Source organism: Anaeromonas gelatinilytica (genome assembly GCF_016820635.1).
Taxonomy (GTDB): Bacteria; Bacillota; Clostridia; order Tissierellales; family SIT17; genus Anaeromonas; species Anaeromonas gelatinilytica.
Genome location: NZ_WSFU01000038.1, coordinates 1 through 15,487, shown reverse-complemented (window position 1 = coordinate 15,487; position 15,487 = coordinate 1). Strand labels below are relative to the sequence as shown.

Annotated in this window: 11 protein-coding genes; 9 read left to right on the top strand and 2 right to left on the bottom strand. The window is 28.4% G+C overall.

Going from position 1 to position 15,487, the window contains the following annotated elements:
* Nucleotides 1-66: 66 nt before the first annotated feature.
* From GOQ29_RS03080 to GOQ29_RS03070, 3 genes are all read left to right on the top strand, one after another.
* On the top strand, nucleotides 67-888 hold the full coding sequence (locus tag GOQ29_RS03080) for an ATP-binding cassette domain-containing protein (protein WP_203371168.1): 822 nt from the start codon (nucleotides 67-69) through the stop codon (nucleotides 886-888).
* A 216-nt stretch (nucleotides 889-1,104) separates the two neighbouring features.
* Nucleotides 1,105-1,266: a hypothetical protein gene (locus GOQ29_RS03075; protein WP_203371167.1), complete on the top strand. Its 162-nt coding sequence runs from the start codon at nucleotides 1,105-1,107 to the stop codon at nucleotides 1,264-1,266.
* Nucleotides 1,267-1,466: 200 nt separating this feature from the next.
* Nucleotides 1,467-1,613, top strand: coding sequence for a hypothetical protein (locus GOQ29_RS03070; protein WP_203371166.1), 147 nt, complete (start codon nucleotides 1,467-1,469; stop codon nucleotides 1,611-1,613).
* A 66-nt stretch (nucleotides 1,614-1,679) separates the two neighbouring features.
* Here the strand turns inward: GOQ29_RS03070 and pflA are convergent, their stop codons facing one another.
* Both pflA and pflB read right to left on the bottom strand, forming a co-directional pair.
* Nucleotides 1,680-2,417, bottom strand: a complete 738-nt coding sequence (gene pflA / locus GOQ29_RS03065; RefSeq protein WP_203371165.1) for a pyruvate formate-lyase-activating protein — start codon at nucleotides 2,415-2,417, stop codon at nucleotides 1,680-1,682.
* A gap of 38 nt (nucleotides 2,418-2,455) precedes the next feature.
* The gene (gene pflB / locus GOQ29_RS03060; RefSeq protein WP_203371164.1) at nucleotides 2,456-4,687 is read right to left on the bottom strand and encodes a formate C-acetyltransferase; all 2,232 of its coding nucleotides are present in this window, start codon (nucleotides 4,685-4,687) and stop codon (nucleotides 2,456-2,458) included.
* Nucleotides 4,688-5,138: 451 nt separating this feature from the next.
* On the opposite strand from pflB, the gene GOQ29_RS03055 reads away from it, so the two are divergent.
* From GOQ29_RS03055 to GOQ29_RS03030, 6 genes are all read left to right on the top strand, one after another.
* Nucleotides 5,139-5,960 (top strand): aminotransferase class IV, encoded by an 822-nt coding sequence (locus GOQ29_RS03055; RefSeq protein WP_203371163.1) that lies wholly within the window; start codon nucleotides 5,139-5,141, stop codon nucleotides 5,958-5,960.
* 23 nt (nucleotides 5,961-5,983) lie between these two features.
* Nucleotides 5,984-6,721 carry a TrmH family RNA methyltransferase gene (locus tag GOQ29_RS03050; RefSeq protein ID WP_203371162.1) on the top strand — a complete coding sequence of 246 codons (738 nt, stop codon included), beginning with the start codon at nucleotides 5,984-5,986 and terminating at the stop codon, nucleotides 6,719-6,721.
* A 178-nt stretch (nucleotides 6,722-6,899) separates the two neighbouring features.
* Entirely contained in the window at nucleotides 6,900-8,438 is a 1,539-nt protein-coding gene (locus GOQ29_RS03045) for a hypothetical protein (RefSeq protein WP_203371161.1), read from the top strand.
* Between the two features lie 340 nt (nucleotides 8,439-8,778).
* Nucleotides 8,779-10,578 carry a peptidoglycan D,D-transpeptidase FtsI family protein gene (locus GOQ29_RS03040; protein WP_203371160.1) on the top strand — a complete coding sequence of 600 codons (1,800 nt, stop codon included), beginning with the start codon at nucleotides 8,779-8,781 and terminating at the stop codon, nucleotides 10,576-10,578.
* A gap of 237 nt (nucleotides 10,579-10,815) precedes the next feature.
* Nucleotides 10,816-10,989 (top strand): Spo0E family sporulation regulatory protein-aspartic acid phosphatase, encoded by a 174-nt coding sequence (locus tag GOQ29_RS03035; protein WP_203371159.1) that lies wholly within the window; start codon nucleotides 10,816-10,818, stop codon nucleotides 10,987-10,989.
* A 174-nt stretch (nucleotides 10,990-11,163) separates the two neighbouring features.
* Nucleotides 11,164-15,420 carry a 2-hydroxyacyl-CoA dehydratase gene (locus tag GOQ29_RS03030; RefSeq protein WP_203371158.1) on the top strand — a complete coding sequence of 1,419 codons (4,257 nt, stop codon included), beginning with the start codon at nucleotides 11,164-11,166 and terminating at the stop codon, nucleotides 15,418-15,420.
* Nucleotides 15,421-15,487 lie beyond the last annotated feature (67 nt).

The window sequence follows — 15,487 nt, the reverse complement described above, 5'->3', positions numbered from 1 at the left end:
TTATATAATAAATAAATTAGATTGAACCTGTAGCTTGACTACATGTTCATTATACAAGGAGGAGTTATGAGTACTTTAAAAATTACTAATGTATCAAAATATTATGGTAAGAAGAAAGTTCTTGACAAGATAAATATACAAATGGAACATGGTATATTTGGATTACTTGGGCCAAGTGGAGCAGGAAAAACTACTTTAATTAAATGTATTGTAGGGTTAATTGATTATCAAGGTTTTATTACATTAGAAAAAGTAAGAAAGAAGGATATTAGTGTTTATACAGGATATTTACCACAAAATTTTTCTTTATTTAAGCAATTAACAGTTAGAGAAGCTTTAGAATATATTTCTATTTTAAAAAAAGTAGAAGATAGTAAAGAAATAGATAGAATAATAAAAGAAACAAATTTGTGGAGAGAACAGTCTAAAAAGATAAAAAATTTATCAGAAGGAATGTTACGTAGTTTGGGAATTGCACAGGCATTATTAGTTAAACCAAAGATTTTAATAATTGATGAGCCTACTTTAGGATTAGAATTTAGAAAATTACTAATAAATCTTTCCAGAGATATGATTATTATTGTTTCATCTCATATAGTTGAAGATTTAGATCTAATTACTGATGAGATTGCAATAATGAACAAAGGTAAGATATTACGGCAAGGAAATCTTAATGATCTTTTGTATAGACTTAAAGGGAAAGTAGGAATTAAAGAAATTAAAAGGGAAGAGTTTGAAGAATATAATGATCTCTATAATGTTATTTCTGTAAAGCATCATCATAATGCTATTAGAATAAGAATAGTTGGAGATAATTTACCAGAAGATATTCAATTTGATTCGCCTAATTTAGAAGATTTATATTCTTATTTAATAGGAAATTTATAAGGAAAGTAAAAGTGAGAAATTTGAATTTTCATATAGACAAACGACATTTACTGGTGTATGAACGACATTGTATGTTGTTTATACGTTTATATATGTTGTTTATCCATTTTTGTTGAAAAAACCCTTAGAATTAAGATAGTATAAAAATGAACATAAAATAAAGTAGATATTTATTTTATTAAGTTATTAAGTATAAAATATAAGGAGTGATTATTAATGCTCATAAAGGATTTTAGTTCATTTTATACGGATAATATTAATGAATCAAGGGAATTGTTAGATGAAATAAAAGCTGAAAAAATAATTATAGTTGTAACTAATGATAATCGTATGTGTAGGATAGCTGATAAGAATAAGAAAGCAAATAAGTTGTCTTAATTTATCAAATATTATTTTGGAAAATTTATAGAACTACATAAAAGTAATAGGAATTTTTGTAGAGTGATATTATAGTTATAGTTAAAATTATAGTTGTTAGAATTTTCAATCTGTTATAAAATAAGAAAAATTTACTTTACAGGTTATATCATAGAATAAATTTAGTAGTAGTTATTGCTTGTCTTATATGGAATGCTATTATGCTTTTCTTTTTGCAAGAAGAAATAGTTATGCAATGGGATTCAAATGAAGATCCTACATATACATTACTAAGTATTTTAGGAGTATGGCCCTTACCTAGTATATTATTAATAACAGCAATTTCAATGAAAGTAAGTGAAAATTAGATATTGTTACTATTATGGCTTAGAGAATATATGTTACATAAAAAATAGGCACTGGATTTCCAGTGCCTATTCATATATAACATTAACATTTCTTTCTTTAAATATCTTAACTGCCATTTCCATTGTTTCTTCTGATGGAGTAGAGGTATTTTTAAGTTTATATTTATATCCTAATTCTTCCCATTTGTATTCACCCATCTTGTGAAAGGGGAGGAGTTCTACCTTTTCTATATTATTAAGACTTGATAGGAACTCAGCTAAAGCAATTAAATCTTCTTCTTTATCAGTTAAATTAGGAACTATTACATGTCTAATCCAAGTTAGCTTATTTATATCAGATAGATATTTAGCCAATTTTATCGTTGGATTATTACTTACACCAGTTAAATCTTTATATAGAGTGGGATTGAAAGATTTAATATCTAATAAAACTAAATCAGTATATTCTAATACATCTGTAATTTTTTCCAGGGAAATAAATCCCGATGTGTCTATTGTTGTATGGATGTTTTCTTCTTTACATTTCTTGAATAATTCCTTCGCAAATTCCGGTTGTAATAGAGGTTCTCCTCCAGTGAGTGTGACTCCACCAGCGGAAAATTTCATGTAGGATTTATATTTTTTAATTTTAGCTATTAATTCATCTACAGTTATTCTATTACCTTCATTTGTTTTCCAGGTATCGGGGTTATGACAGTATTGACATCTTAAGGGACAGCCTTGGGTGAATATCACAAATCTTATTCCTGGACCATCTACTGTACCACAGGTTTCTATGGAATGAATATTACCTTTTATATTCATATTTACCCCTCCTCATTTAAGATTCCAGTTGAAATATTTTATGCTCTATTGTGGAATGTTCTATTTATTACATCCATTTGTTGTTCTTTAGTAAGCTTAATAAAGTTTACTGCATATCCAGATACTCTAATAGTTAATTGAGGATATTTTTCTGGGTGATCCATAGCATCCAATAGAGTATCCCTATCAAATACATTTACATTTATATGATGTCCTTCATCATGGAAATATCCATCTAGTAGACCGGCTAGATTATTAATTCTATCGTCCTCTGTTTTACCAAGGGCCTTAGGAACTATAGAGAATGTATATGAAATACCATCTTCTGAATGTTCATATGGTATCTTGGCTACTGATGCCATAGAAGCAATAGCTCCATTTGAATCTCTACCATGCATTGGGTTTGCTCCTGGAGCAAAAGGTTCTCCGGCCTTTCTACCATCAGGAGTACTTCCTGTTTTCTTACCATATACTACATTTGATGTGATGGTAAGGATTGATAGAGTAGGAATTGAATTTCTATAAGTTTCTTGTTTTCTGAGTTTATTCATGAAGTTTTTAACTATAGAAGTAGCTATTTCATCAACACTATCTTCATTATTACCAAAAGCAGGGTATTTTCCTTCTACTTCATAATTTACTGCTAGACCTTCTTTATTTCTAATAACTTTAACTTTAGAGTGTTTGATTGCTGATAATGAGTCAGCTACAACAGATAATCCTGCTATACCAGCTGCCATAGTTCTTACTATATCCTTGTCATGTAATGCCATTTGTACTCTTTCATAAGCATATTTATCATGCATATAGTGAATTATATTTAATGTATTGATATATAATTGTGCTAACCAATCCATTACAAGATTAAATTTTTCAGATACTTCATCATAGTTTAGGTATTCAGATGTAATGGGTTCAAAGTTAGGTCCTACTTGAACACCACTTTTTTCATCTTTTCCACCGTTTATAGCATATAATAATGCCTTAGCTAAGTTTGCTCTAGCTCCAAAGAATTGCATTTGTTTACCTATTTTCATGGCAGATACACAGCAAGCTATACCATAATCATCACCATAATATTCTCTCATTAAATCATCATTTTCGTATTGAATTGCACTAGTGTCTATGGACACCTTAGTAACAAACTTCTTGAAGTTTTCAGGTAATCTTTCAGACCATAATACTGTTAAATTTGGTTCAGGAGCTGGGCCTATATTATATAATGTATGAAGTATTCTAAAGCTACTCTTAGTTACAAGAGTTCTTCCATCTATGCCCATACCACCGATTACTTCGGTAACCCAAGTTGGATCTCCTGAGAATAATTCATCATATGAAGGAGTTCTTAAGAATCTAACCATTCTTAATTTCATTACAAAATGATCTATTATTTCTTGAATATCTTTTTCAGTAATAATACCCTTAGCTAAATCCCTTTCAAAGTATATATCTAAGAAAGTAGAAACTCTACCTAAGGACATTGCAGCACCATTTTGTTCTTTAACTGCTGCTAAATATCCAAAATATGTCCATTGAACAGCTTCTATTGAATTTTTAGCTGGTTTACTAATGTCAAAATTATATTTAGCTGCCATTTCTTTAAGTTCCTCTAAGGCATATATCTGTTCAGCTATTTCCTCTCTAAGTCTGATAATATCAGATGACATAATATTGTCATCTAATTGTTTCTTCTCTTCTTTTTTGTCTTTGATTAATTTATCTACACCATATAGTGCAACTCTTCTATAATCACCAATAATTCTACCTCTACCATAGGCATCAGGAAGTCCTGTAATGATTCCAGATCTTCTAGCTTTTCTAATTTCATCAGTGTATACATCAAATACTCCATCATTGTGAGTTTTTCTATACTTATTATCAAATATAGCTGATGTTTCTTCATCTAGTTCATAGTCATAAGCCTCTAAAGACCCTTTTACAACTCTTATACCACCAAAGGGCATTATAGATCTTTTTAATGGTTTTTCTGTTTGAATACCAACTATTTTTTCTAAATTTTTATCAATATATCCTGAATCATGGGATGTAATAGTAGATATTACTTTAGTATCTACATCTAATATACCTTTTTTCCTTTCTTCCTTCATATAGTCTAAAACTTTATTCCAAAGTTTTGTTGTATTTTCTGTAGCATCTTCTAAAAATGAGTCATCTCCCTTGTAGAGAGTATAATTTTTTTGAATAAAATTTCTTACATTGATTTCTTTTAACCATTTACCTTCATTAAAATCTTTCCATTCCTTATTCATTAAAATGTCCTCCTTTAAGATAATATTTTTACATACTGGATATTGTATACAATATTTTGTTTTAATTATAACATAATTTTTGTTAATGTAAACTGTAAATTTCTTATATATTATTGATAACATATATCAATTAGAAATTAATGTGATATATATCACATTTTTTATTGTCTAGTACAGTTTATTTAATAAGAGTTTTAAAGTATTGATAAATACAAGGGTTAATAGTTACAGAAAATATTAGAAGACAATAAAAAATAGGGATTGTAGGGGATGAAATCTCCTGCCGTACTAGAAGGGTGCTCAGGTGCGCGTATTATACACCGTCAAAGGGAAACTAGGTTTCCTTGAGTTGCGCGGATACGCTTTTTTATTTTTTTATATTATCAAAAAGATGATTAATTAAAAGGAAAATATTTGTTATACTAGTATTAGTATAGGAAGAGGTGATGATATGAAAATAGAGAGTAATGGGAAATTTATTATATATAATGGAAATGTTTATGAAAATAATGAGGATGTATATCTGAAAGATGGACAAAAGGTATATGAAGTTATTAGAGTAATTGATGGAGTAGTTCTTTTCTTGGATGAGCATATAGAAAGATTAAAAAAGTCTTGCAATTTAATAGGTAAGGAAATAGGAATTGAAGAAAGAACTATAATAGATAATATTGATAAATTAATAATGGAAAATAAAATGTATAATATGAATATAAAGATAATACTAAATTATCATGATGGAGGGTTTGAATCTGTATTTTATTTTATAGATAGTTTTTATCCTGATAAAGGTTATTATGAAGAAGGAGTTAAGGCTATAACTATTAATGCCATTAGGGATAATCCTCAGTCTAAGAAGATAAATGATAATTTTAAAAGGAATGTAAAAATAAAGATTAAAAAAGAGGATGCTTTTGAGGCTCTGTTAGTTAATGATGAAGGACATATAACGGAGGGAAGTCGGTCTAATATTTTTTTTATAAAGGGAGATATTGTTTTTACTGCTCCGAATGAAGATGTACTGATGGGTATTACTAGGGAAAAGATATTAGAGGTATGTGATGATATTAATGTAGAGGTTCAGGAGAGACTTTTAAGGAAAGAGGAATTAGTTAGTCTTGAAGGTGTATTTATGAGTGGAACCTCAGTGGGAGTATTACCAATAGGTATAATCGACGGAAAAAGCTATGATTCATCAAATAATGAAGTAGTAATGAAAATAAAAGATGGATATGACAGTAAAGTAGAAATATACATTAATAGTAGAAAATAGTTAATTAAGTTAGGAGTAGAAAAATGACAAAGGAATATATACTAGAAGGTAGATTATCAATAGAATCAGCAATTAAAGGAAAGAGTAGAAGGATTAGCAGGATATACATAGATAAGAATAAGAAAAATAGAGATACTAAGAATTTTGAGAAGATGGTAAACAATACTGGTATAAAAGTTAAAAGAGTAAAAAGGGAAGTAATTGATGAAATGGCTCAAGGAAAGACTCATGGAGGAATCATAGCAAAGGCAGGAGAAAAGAGGTTTCTTTCTCTAGAGACTTTGATTAATAATAAGGAAAATCCATTTATTGTAATGTTGGATGGTATAGAGGATCCATATAATTTTGCATATGCGGTTAGAAGTTTATATTTAGCCGGTGTTGATGGTGTAGTAATGAATCCTAGAAATTGGATGAAGGCTACATCAGTAGTGGCTAGAGCTTCAGCCGGTACTACTGAATTGATGCCTATGGCAGTGGCTGAAAATATTGAGGATGCTGCTGAATTTTTCAAAGATAAGGGATTGACATTGGCTTGTACCTCCAACAGGAATTCTATACCACTATATGAAGCTGATCTTGCTGTTCCAATGTTTTTATTGATAGGAGGAGAAAAGAGAGGAATCACCAGATCTTTTTTAGATAAGGCAGATACTATAATACAAATACCTTATGACAGAGAAGCTGGTATTTCTTTAGCAGCAACTTCAGCAGCTTCGGTATTAGCCTTTGAAATGATGAGACAAAGAAAATTTAAATAGTAATTTAAAAAACTTAACTTAAATATTTAAGTTAAGTTTTTTTAAATTTTACAGAAATAAAAATGTAATCATATTGTAAATTAATATCTCTATAAAGAAATAAAATAAGGGTATATACTAAATAATGACATAATTACTAAAGATAAAAAATAAGAATAGTAAATGGGTGGTGGCGTGATTGAAAGATAAGAGAATACTTATTATATTTTCAGTAATTACATTAATTCTTATAGCTTCATTATCATTAGGAAATATTGATGCTAATAGTAATGAAACTGATAATATATCAAAAGAAGAAATTGATGAATATGAAGATTCTAAAAATGATGTAGAAGAAAAACCTAGTGAAGATGAAAAATCTAAGAAATTAGAAGATATACGTTTAGAAAAAGATAAAGAAAGTATATATATAAAACTTTCATCTAAGGCTATAAATCCTATAACGTCACTGAGTTGGTTTGATAATAATACTATAAGTTTTAATTATTCATATGATGAAGCAAATGATATACAAAATGATATATATAATTATAATGTAAATAAAGATGAAATAGATTTAAAATTTAATATAGAAGGGGTTTTGTGGGATTACAGAAGATTAGATGATGGAGGGGTAATCTACTCTAATGATGGTTTTAATGGATTATATTATATGAATAATAAAGGAGAAAGTAAAAGAATAACAGAAAATCAGAAATGGTATAGTATTTCTCCAGATGGTAAAAAAATAATAATTAATGGAAGACATATAAAAGAAAAAGATAAAGAAAATAATAGATTTATTTATTATGTAGATAAGGATGATATACAAGAAGCAAATTATATACCAGATATTGATTATGTATTTTCTTATTTAGGAGCTACTTGGAGTCCAGATTCTAATCATATAGTTTCACAGATTCCTAATATTAAAAATCAGATAAATATTATAGATATAAATGAAGGTATTGAAAAGGAAATAAATATAGATGATTCGATACTTACTAATCCTAAGTGGTCTAATGATGGAGAAAAACTAGCATTTTTAATTCAATCTAAGGAATATAGTGATTATATTTTTAGTGATTTAGAGATTAATTATTGCTTATCTAATAAAATAGGAATATATGATACCAAAACTAAAAATTTGACAAAGATAGAATTTGATAATAAATTAACTACTTCAGAAATATATTGGTCGGAAGATGATAAAGGAATAATAATGGAAACTGCTCATGAAGATGAAGTAAAAAAATTGCTAGAATCTTCATTAGATAAGATCAATGGAGAAGTTCACTATATAGATATTAATACAAAAAATAATAATGTTATATTAGAAGATAAGGTGGATTTAAGTCTTGGATATCCTGTACATAAAGTAACTCCGATAGAATTATTTGAAAATGATATATTTATATTTATGGATAGTGACACGAATATAAAAAGTATTAATATAATAGATTTGGGGAAAGAAAAAATGATAAGTAAAGAAACAGGATATTTATATGAATATTCCAGAGAGGGAGATAATATATTTTTAATTTCTGATGAAGGAATATTTACAATCGATAAAAATTTAAAAGTAAACGATATAACAGATTTTAAATCTTATTATGGAGAAGATATTTTAAATGTAGAGGTTAGAATATCTCCAAATTATGATAAAGTAATGTTTTATGTACAGTATAATGAGAATTCTTCTAAGAAATCTTTCATTGAAATAAAAAGTTTATTTTAATGTGTTTAGAATAAAATAGTGATGGAAAGTATGAACGAAAAAAACAATTGATAATGATTATTAATAACGAGGTTAATGTATTTTTGTGAAGGAGGAATTTAAAATGTATTTATACAATCTTATAGAGAATAAGTTTTTTGCGATGAGCAAAGAGAACAGATATAACCAAAATAGAAATATTGAAATTTATAGAAATATAATGTTTTAACATTAAAACAATTTAAAACTACCCCCTTAGAATAGACCGACTAGAAAAGTTGGTTTATTTTAATTTATACTAATAGTGAAAAAAATAATATCCTATGATAAAATAATTTTAATAAGAAATGGAGGAAATAAGATGGAATCTTTTAAAAAATTAGTTAAAAATAGATTAATATTAATAGCTATATTTGTATCATTATTAATATTTATTCTTATTATTAGATTAGGATATTTACAAATTGTCAAGAAGAAAACTTTTAGTACAAAAGCTGTACAACAATGGACTAGAGATATAGTTCTTAATCCTCAAAGAGGATATATATATGATAGAAATGGCAAGAAAATAGCTACTAATATATCATTATATACTATATCAGTAATTCCAAATCAAATAGATGAAAAGGATTATGATAAATATATAGAAAGAATATCTAAAATATTGGAATTAGAAGAAGAAAAAGTAGAGACAGCTATAAAATCAGAAGATAATTGGGTAGAAATAGAGAGAGATGTAGATAGAGAAAAAGCAGAATTATTGAAAAAAGAAAAATTAGAAGGTATTAGTATAGATGAAACTAGTAAAAGATATTATCATTTTGGGAATTTTTTAGCTCAAGTATTAGGAAATACTAATAGAGATGGAGTTGGTCAGTATGGTATTGAAAGGTATTTTAATGAAGAATTAATGGGTACTCCTGGAAGATGGATTAAAACTGTAGACGGAAATAGAATGGAATTACCATATAATTATCAAAAGAAATATGAAGAGGAAAATGGGAAAAATTTGGTTTTAACTATAGATGAAACAATACAATATCATGCTGAAAATGCTGCAAAAGACGCTTTAAAAGAGAATGAAGCTAAAAATGCTTCTGTAATAGTAATGGATCCTAAAACTGGAGATATATTAGCTATGGCTTCTAAACCTGATTATGATCCAAATGAAAGAATGAATATTACATATGATTCTAATATGCCATGGATAAATTTAAGTGAAGAACAGATATTGGAATTTAGTCAAAAATCTTGGGAAGAAAAACAAGATGAATTATATGATATGTGGAAAAATCCTTTAATTTCCGATGTATATGAGCCAGGTTCTACATTTAAGATATTATTACTTGCTGCTAGTCTGGAAGAAGGAATAGTAGATTTAAATGAAACTTTTTATTGTGATGGAAAAGTAACTGAAGTTCCAGGTAACATTACTTGTTTAAAGGATCATGGAATACAGACATTGTCAGAAGGTATTCAAAATTCTTGTAATGAAGTCGCTGTACAATTAGGATTAAGATTAGGAAAAGAGACACTTAATGAGTATATTAGAGCTTTTGGAATGGGAGAACCTACTGGGATAGAGCTTCCTTCAGAAATAGGTGGGTTATTAAAGGATCCAAAATCCATGGAAGATGTAGATTTAGCTACCATGGCATTTGGACAAGGTATAGCAGTTACTCCATTACAGTTAATAAATTCTGTATCATCTATTGCTAATGATGGTAAGTTAATGAAGCCTAATATAGTGAAGAGTATAATTGATGATGAAGGTAATGAGCTTGAAAAAAAAGAAGTTGTTTATACGAAGCAAGTAATATCTAAAGAAACGGCACAGACAGTTTTGGATATTTTGGAAGAAGTAGTATCTGAAGGGTCAGGGAGAAATGCATATATACCTGGATATAGAGTAGGCGGAAAAACAGGAACAGCTCAAAAAGCTGTAGATGGTAAGTATATAAGTGGGAAATATGTTTCTTCATTTATAGGAGTTGCACCTATAGATGATCCTAAAGTTGTAGTATTAACTATAATAGATGAACCTAATCCTAAAAAAACTTATTATGGTAGTACAATAGCAGCTCCAGTAGCAAAAAATGTTATAGAAGATACATTAACTTATTTGAATGTACCAAGAGAAGAAGAAAAAGATGAAGATTAAAACAATAACCTTGAACCTAGGTTTAAGGTTATTGTTTTTTAATTATTAAAAAATTATAACAATTGAGTATAATTGCAGAAAATACAATAAAATTATACATTAAATTAAATATAAATTTATAATATGAAAAAAATTATAAATAAAATATTTTAAATTTTTAAAGTTATGGTATAATTATCGATAGTGTGTAATAAACGTATAAGTTACAAAGGGGATTATTAAGGGGGAAACAAGATAATGTGTGGAATTAGAGAAGATATACTAAAGGTAAAGATTAATAAAAAAAGGGAGGAATTGAATAAAATACTATCTACGGATATTTTTAATAGGAATTATGCGCAAAAGACTAGTGAAGATTTAGACGATTTAATAATAAGATATTATAAAGATGAAACTAGAATGGATGCCTAATAGCATCTATTTTTTGTTGTTAATTTTCAATTGACAGTTAGATGTTAGTTAAATATAATTAAGTTAAATTAGATTGAAGATTCACAAAGCGTTTATAAAAAGTAATATAATGAAATAGAGATATAAGTTTTTGTAATTATATAAAATTTAAAATGTACATGTGGAGGGGAAGAAATGTACGACGTATTAAATGTAGGCTTGGATATAGGATCTACTACTATAAAAATGATAGTTATAGATTCAGAATTCAATATTCTTTACAAAAATTATATGAGACATTTTTCTGATATTAAAAAGACTGTTATTTCGGTATTCGCTGATGCTCAAAAGATATTAGAAAAGAAAAGAATAACTATGATGATTACAGGTTCTGGAGGTATGGGAATTTCCAAAGAACTTAATACATCTTTCATACAAGAGGTAATTGCCTGCACTAGTTGTATAGAAACATTTATACCAGATACAGATGTGGCTATAGAATTGGGAGGAGAAGACGCAAAGATTACGTATTTAGGAGAAAGTATAGAACAGAGGATGAATGGAACTTGTGCTGGTGGTACAGGAGCATTTATAGATCAAATGGCTTCTTTATTACAAACAGATCCAGCGGGGTTAAATGAATTAGCAAAAGGTTATAAGACTATATATCCTATAGCTTCAAGATGTGGGGTATTTGCAAAAACAGATGTACAGCCTTTACTTAATGAAGGAGCAAGAAAAGAGGATATTGCTGCATCTATTCTTCAAGCCGTAGTAAATCAAACTATAGGTGGTCTTTCTCAAGGGAAACCTATAAGAGGAAGTATAGCCTTTCTAGGGGGACCATTATATTTTATGTCAGAACTTAGAAGTCGTTTTATAGAAACGTTAAAAATAAGGGATGAAGATATAATATTTCCAGAAGACTCTCAGTATTTTGTAGCAATGGGAGCAGCATTATCTTCAAGAGATCAGGATGCGGTACCCTTTGAATGTTTATATGAAAGGGTTCCTGGAATATATAAGACAAATAATAGAGGAAATCAAAATCTTAAACCTTTATTTAAAGATGAAGAGGAATATAAGAAATTTAAAGAAAGACATGATAAAAACAAAGTAAAAAGAGTAGATTTAGAGACATATAAAGGAAATGCTTATTTAGGAATTGATGCAGGATCTACTACTACAAAAGTAGCATTAATAGATGAAGAAGGAAGTTTATTATATTCTTATTATGGGAGTAATAATGGTAGTCCTCTTAATTCAAGTATAGATGCAATAAAAGAATTATATGATAATATGAATGATGATACAAATATAGTTAATTCTGCTGTCACTGGATATGGAGAACATCTTATTAAATCAGCCTTAAAGATAGATTTAGGAGAGATAGAAACAGTAGCCCATTATAAAGCTGCAGATTTCTTTTTACCAGGAGTTGACTTTATATTAGACATTGGTGGGCAAGACATGAAGAGCTTAAGAGTAAAAGGTGGAGTAATAGATTCCATTATGTTGAATGAAGCTTGTTCCTCTGGTTGTGGATCATTTATAGAAACATTTGCTAAATCATTGAGTATGGATGTAGCTGATTTTGCTAAGGAAGGTTTAAAAGCTAAGAATCCTGTGGATTTAGGAACACGATGTACAGTATTTATGAATTCTAGAGTTAAGCAAGCTCAAAAGGAAGGTTCAAAAGTAGCTGATATATCAGCAGGTATATCTATATCGGTGATTAAAAATGCACTATATAAAGTAATTAGATTAAGAAGCCCAGAAGAATTAGGAGAAAAATTAGTTGTTCAGGGAGGTACTTTTTATAATGATGCAGTATTAAGATCCCTTGAACTTATTTCTGAGAAGGAAGTAGTACGTCCTGATATAGCTGGAATAATGGGAGCATTTGGAGCAGCATTGATTTCTAGAGAGAAGTATACAGAAAACTATGAAACAACTCTTATAGATAAAGATAATATAAAAACATTTAATATATATACTACTATAGATAGATGCGGACTTTGTGGTAATAATTGCTTGTTAACAATAAATAATTTTTCTGATGGAAGAAAATTTGTATCAGGAAATAGATGTGAAAGAGGAGCAGGATTAGAGAAAAAGAATACAGATGTTCCCAATTTATATGAATATAAATATAAAAGATTATTTAATTATAGACCTTTATCTAAAAAAGAAGCAATTAGAGGAGAAATAGGAATACCAAGAGTATTAAACATGTATGAAGATTATCCATTTTGGTTTACATTCTTTAATAAACTAGGGTATAGAGTTGTATTGTCAAGAAGATCTTCTAAGAAAGTTTATGAAATGGGAATGGATAGTATACCTTCTGAATCAGTATGCTATCCGGCTAAAATAACACATGGACATATAATAGATTTGATTAATAGAGGAGTAGAAAAGATTTTTTATCCATGTATTCCATTTAATGTGGAGGAGGATAAAAAATCAGATAATCACTATAATTGTCCAGTGGTAACATCATATCCAGAGACATTAAAAGCCAATATGGAAGAGTTAAATAGAGATAATATAAAATTTTATAAACCTTTTTTACCATTAGATAATAAAGAAAAACTTATTAAAAGATTAATTGAAGAATTGGAAGATGAAAATTTATCAAGATCAGATATAAAATTAGCTGCAAAAGAGGCTTATAAAGAATTAGGTAATTTTAAAAATGACATAAAGAAAAAAGGAAAAGAAACTTTAAATTATATTGATAAAAATAATAAAAAAGGCATTGTTCTTACTGGAAGACCTTATCATATAGACCCAGAGATTAATCATGGTATCCCAGAAATGATTAATTCTTATGGAATAGCAGTTTTTCCTGAAGATGCAATAGATGATTTAGCTACTGTAGAAAGACCAATTAGAGTTGTTGATCAATGGGTATATCACTCAAGGATGTATAGAGCTGCTAGTTTTGTAGCTAAGGAAAAGAATTTAGAAATAGTTCAATTAAATTCTTTTGGTTGTGGATTAGATGCTGTAACTACAGATCAGGTAAATGAAATTTTAGAACAATATGGGAAAATTTATACTGTTTTAAAAATAGATGAAATAAATAGTTTAGGAGCAGCAAGAATTAGAATGAGATCTCTTATTGCTGCAATGAAAGAGAGAGAAAGATTAGATTTTAAACCTGAAAGACTTTTTAAATATCCTGAGAGAGCAATATTTACTAAAGAAATGAAGAAAACACATACTATATTAGCACCTCAAATGTCTCCTATACATTTTGAATTATTACAAACTGGAGTTAGAAATTCTGGATATAATTTAGAAATTCTTCCATCAGTAGACTATGAATCAATAGATGAAGGATTAAGATATGTAAATAACGATGCATGTTATCCTTCAATAATAACGGTAGGGCAGATAATGAATGCCCTTAAATCTGGAAAATATGATTTAAATAATACCTCTGTAATTATAAGTCAAACTGGAGGTGGTTGTAGGGCTACTAATTATATAGCTTTTATAAGGAAAGCATTAGGAGATGCAAAAATGGAACATATACCAGTAATATCTTTAAATGCTTCTGGTATGGAGGAACAACCAGGATTTAAAATAGGATTCAAAATGGCAGAAAACATGGTTAAGTCTATGGTATATGGAGATTTACTTATGAGAGTCTTATATAAGGTAAGACCCTATGAAAAAATAAAGGGTTCAGCTAACAAATTATTTAGAAAATGGATGCAAAGATGTAAGGAAAGTATTATAAATGGAGGAAAGAAAGAATTTAAAGAATGTATGTATAAGATAACAAAGGATTTTGATGAATTTCCAATTAATGAAGATATTATCAAGCCTAAGGTTGGTGTAGTAGGAGAGATTTTAGTTAAGTTTCATCCTACAGCTAATAATGATATCGTTGGAACATTAGAAGAAGAGGGGGCTGAGGCAGTAGTACCAGATTTAACTGATTTCTTCTTATATTCAGGATATAATAGTAATTTTAAGCATGATAAATTATCAGGAACATTTAAAAAGAAAGTATTAGGAAATTTTTCTATTAAAGCTATTGAACATTATCGTAAGGATATGAAGAAAGCATTGAAAGAGAGTAAAAGGTTTACTCCTCCTAGTTCAATAGAAAAATTGGCTAAAGGAGCAGAAAAACATTTATCTTTAGGAAATCAAACAGGTGAAGGTTGGTTTCTTACTGCAGAAATGGTAGAGTTAATAGAAGAAGGAGTGAATAATATAGTTTGTTTACAACCTTTTGCTTGTCTACCTAATCATATAACAGGAAAGGGTATGATAAAGAAATTAAGAGGTGCCTATCCTAAATCAAATATCGCAGCTATTGATTATGATCCCGGTGCTAGTGAAGTTAATCAATTAAATCGTATAAAACTTATGTTATCTACAGCATTTAAAGCTTTGAAAAACGAAAAAGAAATAATTATTCCTAATAATTAGAAGTCTGACTGCTCCCACACCTAAAGGAGTGGAGTTCTAAACTACTAAAGGCTTCTCTATCAAAAGA

Bases quoted from the DNA above. Each gene is read 5' to 3' on its own strand.
- GOQ29_RS03050 (WP_203371162.1), top strand. From the start codon at position 5,984: ATGACAAAGGAATATATACTAGAAGGTAGATTATCAATAGAATCAGCA.
- GOQ29_RS03030 (WP_203371158.1), top strand. From the start codon at position 11,164: ATGTACGACGTATTAAATGTAGGCTTGGATATAGGATCTACTACTATA.
- pflB (WP_203371164.1), bottom strand. From the start codon at position 4,687: ATGAATAAGGAATGGAAAGATTTTAATGAAGGTAAATGGTTAAAAGAA.
- GOQ29_RS03055 (WP_203371163.1), top strand. From the start codon at position 5,139: ATGAAAATAGAGAGTAATGGGAAATTTATTATATATAATGGAAATGTT.
- pflA (WP_203371165.1), bottom strand. From the start codon at position 2,417: ATGAATATAAAAGGTAATATTCATTCCATAGAAACCTGTGGTACAGTA.
- GOQ29_RS03070 (WP_203371166.1), top strand. From the start codon at position 1,467: ATGCTTTTCTTTTTGCAAGAAGAAATAGTTATGCAATGGGATTCAAAT.
- GOQ29_RS03080 (WP_203371168.1), top strand. From the start codon at position 67: ATGAGTACTTTAAAAATTACTAATGTATCAAAATATTATGGTAAGAAG.
- GOQ29_RS03035 (WP_203371159.1), top strand. From the start codon at position 10,816: ATGTGTGGAATTAGAGAAGATATACTAAAGGTAAAGATTAATAAAAAA.
- GOQ29_RS03075 (WP_203371167.1), top strand. From the start codon at position 1,105: ATGCTCATAAAGGATTTTAGTTCATTTTATACGGATAATATTAATGAA.
- GOQ29_RS03040 (WP_203371160.1), top strand. From the start codon at position 8,779: ATGGAATCTTTTAAAAAATTAGTTAAAAATAGATTAATATTAATAGCT.